This is a genomic window from Escherichia sp. 94.0001, from assembly GCF_013369155.2.
Lineage (GTDB): Bacteria > Pseudomonadota > Gammaproteobacteria > Enterobacterales > Enterobacteriaceae > Escherichia > Escherichia coli_F.
Window position 1 is genome coordinate 1 of the sequence record NZ_JABWMS020000109.1, and the last position, 6,720, is coordinate 6,720.

Genomic DNA, 6,720 nt, shown 5'->3' on the forward strand with positions numbered 1-6,720 from the left:
TGGCTCGACCGTGGGAAGTGGTAGTGCCAGTTCTTCTGCTGGTGGCGGTAGCTAATTATATTTTTATTTATTTTACAGGCACTTTTTCGGTAGTACCTGTAAAATATATCCTTTTTGTTTAAAACAGATAGAAGATCCATTTATAAGTGTGTTTTTATGTTCAACACTTTACTGATGAAGATATGATTTACAGTCGTTGATAAATAATTTTTTAATTTATGTGTAATTAATAGAGTTTTACTGTAATAAGGAAGAAGCTGTCAGGACACTTACTTGCTCTTTTATGAACACTCTTTTATGAAAATTGAAACGGAGAATACTGCCAGATGAGTCATCAGTGTTCACTTTCTGAACTGAATGAAAACCTGGTGCCTTTCACTGCCAGGCAGATCAAGGCCTCATTAATCTGGTGTGCAGAGGATGTCAGAAATCCAGACGAGCTGCAAAATGCCTGCAGTTATATTATCGATCCTGGCAGTACAGCTTCTGCCAAAGTGTTCCATGCAGAGCGCTATGGTGGCAGTGGTATTCAGCGTAATGGAGGTGGTGCACGTTGTGGGTTTGATGGTAACTACCAGGTTAAAGGAATAGGAAGTAATCCGTTGGTTGGCGAAGGTACTGACGAACGTCATTCTAATGGTGCACTCGGCGCTGTTCATGCAATATATGAGGCTTTGTGGGGAGAAGTACTGGCTCAAATATTACCTTATAGTGCTGTGCGGGTTCGGGCGGTTTTACTTACAGATCTCTATACTGAAAAGGCATTTGAGCGCTCCGGTAGGAAATCACGAAGAGCCCTGTTGGTACGTGAGCCTGTTGTTCGTCCGGCGCATTTTGAACGGGCACCTTACTTCCAAGTAAAACCGGAGTATTCCAGTCTGTTAATTCACGATGCCTGTCGGGTTAGATCTGTGATCCACAAGCTGCCAGGATATCTACCTGTACCACCGGAAGAAATTGATGCTGAAGCACGAACTGATCCCCGGATTTATTGCATTGAGGGGTTATGTGAACTGGCACGTCGTGAGGCCTGGCAAATGGCATTTTGTCGAACACGTTTCCTGAGATTGACAACTTCTCCTTCTAATATTGCAATGGATGGCAGATTAATGGATTTTAGCGGACTCAGTTGTCTGTTTCCGGGAGATTCCCCAGCTGATTTTGGGTATAAACTAAGATTAGCTGAACTGGCAAAAGAACCGATGGTACTTATGCAAGGGCTGTCTGATCTCTGCTTGTATATCGGAAAATATATGTTTGACCCTGACTTCACTCTTGCAGCCCGTTTGAAGGTTGAGGAGATATTTCAGAAAACTTTTCATGAAGCATGTTATTACTGTTATCTAGAACTGTTGGGTATTCCTGGAGAATTTATAACACAAAAAGAGATACCTGATATATTGAAAGAACTGGTTAACAGTTTTGTTGCATTACTCAATCAATACTGCGAGAAATCACATGCCCAAGATATTGTCAATCAGGATGGTTCACCATTGCAAAAGTTGGTTGTGACGCTAATCCATCATAGGCATAATCAAAAGCAGGCACTGAATAGTAGCATCAAGAATGATGTTTATTTCACCGTTGCACAACAGTGTTTTTCCCAGGCCATCCACTGGCTGACGCAAGGCAGTACCAGACGTCAGATAAATGCCTCATTACTCCTGAAAGAAATTGAACATCATACCATGAAAAGGCTGCAACCCAGGGAAGAGCTGAGGAAAGAGAATATGTGCGAAAAAATTGCCATCCTGCTGGATAATCATGGCGATGATCCCCTTTTTTTACAAGAAGCAATTTCTGATATGAAAAATTTTATGCTTAAGTTTTCCAGAGATGCATTTGGATATCTTGAACCGATAAGAAACACAGTGTAAAAAATATATAAGGGAAATAGTAATCATGTCTTATATAAGGGAAAACATCAGAGGAAAAGATGAATGGACTGTTTATGAACAGATCGGTTTTGCGGTCAGTTGTATGCTCTACAATCGTAATTACAGTCTGTATCCGGTGTTAACCATTCAATACTGGACTGAATATGCGATACAGCATAATCAGATTAAATTCCTGTTTGATTCACGAGGTTTTCCACTGGCGTATATTACCTGGGCATATCTTGAGGCTGATACAGAAGCGCGCCTGCTCAGGGATCCAGAATTCAGGTTGCATCCGTCTGAATGGAATGAAGATGGAAGGATTTGGATTCTGGATTTCTGTTGTAAACCAGGCTTTGGTCGAAAAGTTATTGACTATCTCATACAGCTTCAGCCATGGGGAGAAGGAGAAGTACGATGGTTAAGCAGGCGAAAGAAAATTGTGACATACATCCCTGAGCGGCTGCATAAAACGTAGTACCTCTGAAGATACAGAGATAATTGTAAATTACGGGGTAAATGCATCGCTGATACTATTTTAACAGGACTCTATATTTTCTGGCTTTGATTATAGCATTTCGGTTAACCAGTGAAGGTATTACAGGAAAAGTGTGAGTAAGAGGAGCTATTTTGTTTCGTCAGGATGCTTTAGAAAACAGAAAAATGAAGTGGCAGGGACGGGCAATATTACTTCCCGGAATACCACTATGGTTAATCATGCTGGGAAGCATAGTGTTTATTACGGCATTTCTGATGTTCATTATTGTTGGTACCTATAGCCGCCGTGTTAATGTCAGTGGTGAGGTCACAACCTGGCCAAGAGCTGTCAATATATATTCAGGTGTACAGGGATTTGTTGTCAGGCAGTTTGTTCATGAAGGACAGTTGATAAAAAAAGGGGATCCTGTTTATCTGATTGACATCAGTAAAAGTACACGTAGTGGTATTGTCACTGATAATCATCGTCGGGATATAGAAAACCAGTTGGTTCGTGTGGACAACATTATTTCCCGTCTGGAAGAAAGTAAAAAAATAACGCTAGATACCCTGGAAAAACAACGCCTGCAATACACAGATGCGTTTCGTCGCTCATCAGATATTATACAGCGTGCAGAGGAAGGGATAAAAATAATGAAAAACAATATGGAGAATTACAGAAACTATCAGGCAAAAGGGCTGATTAATAAAGATCAGTTAACTAACCAGGTGGCATTATATTATCAGCAACAAAACAATCTTCTCAGCCTGAGCGGACAGAACGAACAGAATGCCCTGCAGATAACCACTCTGGAGAGTCAGATTCAGACTCAGGCTGCAGATTTTGATAACCGTATCTACCAGATGGAACTGCAACGGTATGAGTTACAGAAAGAACTGGTTAACACTGATGTGGAGGGCGAAATCATTATCCGGGCGTTGACTGACGGGAAAGTTGACTCCCTGAGTGTCACTGTCGGGCAAATGGTCAATACCGGAGACAGCCTTCTGCAGGTTATTCCTGAGAACATTGAAAACTATTATCTTATTCTCTGGGTCCCGAATGATGCTGTTCCTTATATTTCGGCTGGTGACAAAGTGAATATTCGTTATGAAGCCTTTCCGGCAGAAAAATTTGGGCAGTTCTCTGCTACGGTTAAAACTATATCCAGGACTCCTGCGTCAACACAGGAAATGTTGACCTATAAGGGAGCACCACAGAATACGCCGGGCGACTCTGTTCCCTGGTATAAAGTCATTGCGATGCCTGAAAAGCAGATTATCAGATATGACGAAAAATACCTCCCTCTGGAAAATGGAATGAAAGCCGAAAGTACACTATTTCTGGAAAAAAGGCGTATTTACCAGTGGATGCTTTCTCCTTTCTATGACATGAAACACAGTGCAACAGGACCGCTCAATGACTAACGGGAATTTCAGACAAATTATAAATCAGCTTGATATGCGCTGGCGACGTCGTGTTCCGGTTATTCATCAGACGGAGACCGCTGAATGTGGACTGGCCTGCCTGGCAATGATATGCGGTCATTTTGGTAAGAATATTGACCTGATATCTCTTCGCCGGAAGTTTAATCTCTCGGCCCGTGGAGCAAACCTTGCAGGAATCAATGGAATAGCGGAGCAGCTGGGGATGGTCACCCGGGCTCTTTCACTGGAGCTGGATGAACTTGGTGCCCTCAAAATGCCGTGTATTCTCCACTGGGATTTCAGTCACTTCGTCGTGCTGGTCAGCGTAAAGCGTAACCGTTATGTACTGCATGATCCGGCCAGAGGCAGAAGATATCTCGGTCGGGAGGAAATGAGCCGGTATTTTACGGGCATTGCACTTGAGGTCTGGCCCGGAAGTGAATTCCTGGCGGAAACCCAGCAGACCCGCATAAGTCTCCGTTCACTGATTAACAGTATTTACGGTATTAAAAGAACACTGGCGAAAATTTTCTGTCTGTCAGTTGTAATTGAAGCAATCAATCTGGTAATGCCGGTGGGAACTCAGCTGGTTATGGATCATGCGATTCCGGCGGGGGACAGAGGGCTGCTGACGCTTATTTCTGCTGGCCTGATGTTCTTTATATTGCTCAGGGCCGCGGTGAGTATGCTGCGTGCATGGTCCTCACTGGTTATGAGCACGCTCATCAATATACAGTGGCAGTCGGGTCTGTTTAACCATCTTCTCAGACTGCCGCTGGCGTTTTTTGAACGCCGTAAATTAGGTGATATCCAGTCGCGTTTTGGCTCCCTTGACACTTTGAGGGCCACCTTTACCACCTGTGTTGTTGGGGCAATCATGGACAGTATTATGGTTGTGGGTGTTTTTGTGATGATGCTGTTATATGGAGGATATCTTACCTGGATAGTGCTCGGTTTTACCATGGTTTACGTTCTTATTCGTCTGGTGACATACGGCTATTACCGGCAAATATCGGAAGAAACTCTTGTCAGGGGGGCCCGGGCCAGCTCCTATTTTATGGAAAGCCTGTATGGTATTGCCACGGTAAAAATCCAGGGTATGGCTGGGATTCGGGGAACACACTGGCTTAACCTGAAAATAGATGCGATCAATTCAGGTATTAAGTTAACCAGGATGGATTTGCTCTTCGGGGGGATAAATACTTTTGTTGCCGCCTGTGATCAGGTGGCGATTTTATGGCTGGGTGCAAGCCTTGTGATCGATAATCAGATGACAATAGGGATGTTTGTGGCATTTGGTTCTTTTCGTGGGCAGTTTTCGGATCGGGTTGCTTCGCTGACCAGTTTTCTTCTTCAACTGAGAATAATGAGTCTGCATAATGAGCGCATTGCAGATATTGCACTACATGAAAAGGAAGAAAAGAAACCGGAAATTGAAATCGTTGCTGACATGAGCCCGGTTTCACTGGAAACCACTGATTTAAGCTACCGGTATGACAGCCAGTCAGCACAGGTATTCAGTGGTCTGAATTTGTCTGTGGCTCCGGGAGAAAGTGTGGCTATAACTGGTGCCTCCGGTGCCGGAAAAACCACATTAATGAAAGTATTATGTGGACTGTTTGAACCAGATAGTGGAAAAGTACTGGTTAATGGCACGGATATACGTCAACTTGGAATAAATAATTATCACCGTATGATAGCCTGTGTTATGCAGGACGACCGGCTATTTTCAGGATCAATTCGTGAAAATATCTGTGGGTTTGCAGAAGAAACAGACGACGAATGGATGACAGAATGTGCCAGAGCAAGTCATATTCATGATGTGATAATGAAAATGCCAATGGGGTATGAAACGTTAATAGGTGAACTGGGGGAAGGTCTTTCCGGCGGTCAAAAACAGCGTATATTCATTGCCCGAGCTTTATACCGGAAACCTGGAATATTATTTATGGATGAGGCTACAAGTTCTCTTGATACAGAAAGTGAACGTTTCGTGAATGCTGCTATAAAAAAGATGAATATCACCCGGGTGATTATTGCACATAGAGAGACAACTTTAAGAACAGTTGATCGGATTTTTAGAATTACAAATTAGGATAATATATCACTAAAAGCAGCATTGCTGCATAATAAGCTATGCTGCTTTAGAAATTAATCAACTTCCACTACTAGAAGAGGATGTTGATGAGTTAAATCCTGAGTTTAATAAACCTCCATTGTAGTTTGGATTAAAACTTCCAAGTCCTATACCCGGATTATAGTTAATACCGTTTGATGGTATTGTTATTGTCCTATTTGAACCATCAGCAATAACTCCTCCAATATATCCTCCAATTGCACTTCCTGCTATATCCGCACCAGGGATTTTTGTTGCTTTACCTAAAAAACCACCAGCCGCAGTACCTATTGCAACGGATGCATCTTTATCTAATCCTGCACCATGTATTAAAGCAAGTTCATCGGTTGTTATATTTCTCATGTTATTTCCTCTTTTTATTAAAGAAAGATAAAACAAATAAAAACAGTACACTCGCAAGTAACGAAAGAATTATTTTCTTTATGAAAAGATAAAGGGTTAATGTGTCTAAGTCTGAATTTATAAGTTGTATTATAAAGAACAACGAGAAATAAAAAAATAGTTTCATTATTAAACCGTCCCTATACATGAGTCTTTGAGTGCTTATGAAAAACTTAGAAATAAAGACTATAGAAACCAAGGTAGCAAAAATTTTTATTTATCCGAATATTTTTACTTCTTGCTGTTTGTATATCTTTTTTATTGTTGTAAAATAGTTCGTGCAATAGATGAAATAATAGTAATACCAATGAATTATACCAATTGCTTTTACTGCAAACCGTGATTTAAATCACGTTTATATAGATGTATTATAAGTTTCAAGTCTCTTTCTACGAGAAAAGGCGAAGATATTTGTTCACC

Annotated in this window: 5 protein-coding genes; 4 read left to right on the top strand and 1 reads right to left on the bottom strand. The window is 41.6% G+C overall.

Annotation, left to right across the window (positions count from 1 at the left end):
• Positions 1-326 precede the first annotated feature (326 nt).
• The 4 genes from HEN33_RS23720 to mchF all read left to right on the top strand — a co-directional run bounded on the left by HEN33_RS23720 (position 327) and on the right by mchF (position 5,877).
• A complete protein-coding gene (locus HEN33_RS23720) occupies positions 327-1,877 on the top strand; it encodes a hypothetical protein (protein ID WP_001554635.1) in 1,551 nt (516 codons plus the stop codon).
• A gap of 25 nt (positions 1,878-1,902) precedes the next feature.
• Positions 1,903-2,355, top strand: coding sequence for a toxin-activating lysine-acyltransferase (locus HEN33_RS23725; protein WP_021527076.1), 453 nt, complete (start codon positions 1,903-1,905; stop codon positions 2,353-2,355).
• 152 nt (positions 2,356-2,507) lie between these two features.
• Positions 2,508-3,782: an HlyD family secretion protein gene (locus tag HEN33_RS23730; RefSeq protein ID WP_000489615.1), complete on the top strand. Its 1,275-nt coding sequence runs from the start codon at positions 2,508-2,510 to the stop codon at positions 3,780-3,782.
• On the top strand, positions 3,775-5,877 hold the full coding sequence (gene mchF, locus HEN33_RS23735; protein ID WP_001554636.1) for a microcin export peptidase/ABC transporter MchF: 2,103 nt from the start codon (positions 3,775-3,777) through the stop codon (positions 5,875-5,877). The genes HEN33_RS23730 and mchF overlap by 8 nt, the downstream gene beginning before the upstream one ends.
• Positions 5,878-5,937: 60 nt before the next feature.
• On the opposite strand, the gene HEN33_RS23740 is transcribed toward mchF, so the two are convergent.
• A complete protein-coding gene (locus HEN33_RS23740) occupies positions 5,938-6,261 on the bottom strand; it encodes a hypothetical protein (protein ID WP_001390454.1) in 324 nt (107 codons plus the stop codon).
• Between the last annotated feature and the right edge of the window lie 459 nt (positions 6,262-6,720).

Excerpts from the sequence above, each read along its gene's own strand:
- mchF (WP_001554636.1), top strand. The coding sequence starts at position 3,775 with ATGACTAACGGGAATTTCAGACAAATTATAAATCAGCTTGATATGCGC.
- HEN33_RS23720 (WP_001554635.1), top strand. The coding sequence starts at position 327 with ATGAGTCATCAGTGTTCACTTTCTGAACTGAATGAAAACCTGGTGCCT.
- HEN33_RS23725 (WP_021527076.1), top strand. The coding sequence starts at position 1,903 with ATGTCTTATATAAGGGAAAACATCAGAGGAAAAGATGAATGGACTGTT.
- HEN33_RS23740 (WP_001390454.1), bottom strand. The coding sequence starts at position 6,261 with ATGAGAAATATAACAACCGATGAACTTGCTTTAATACATGGTGCAGGA.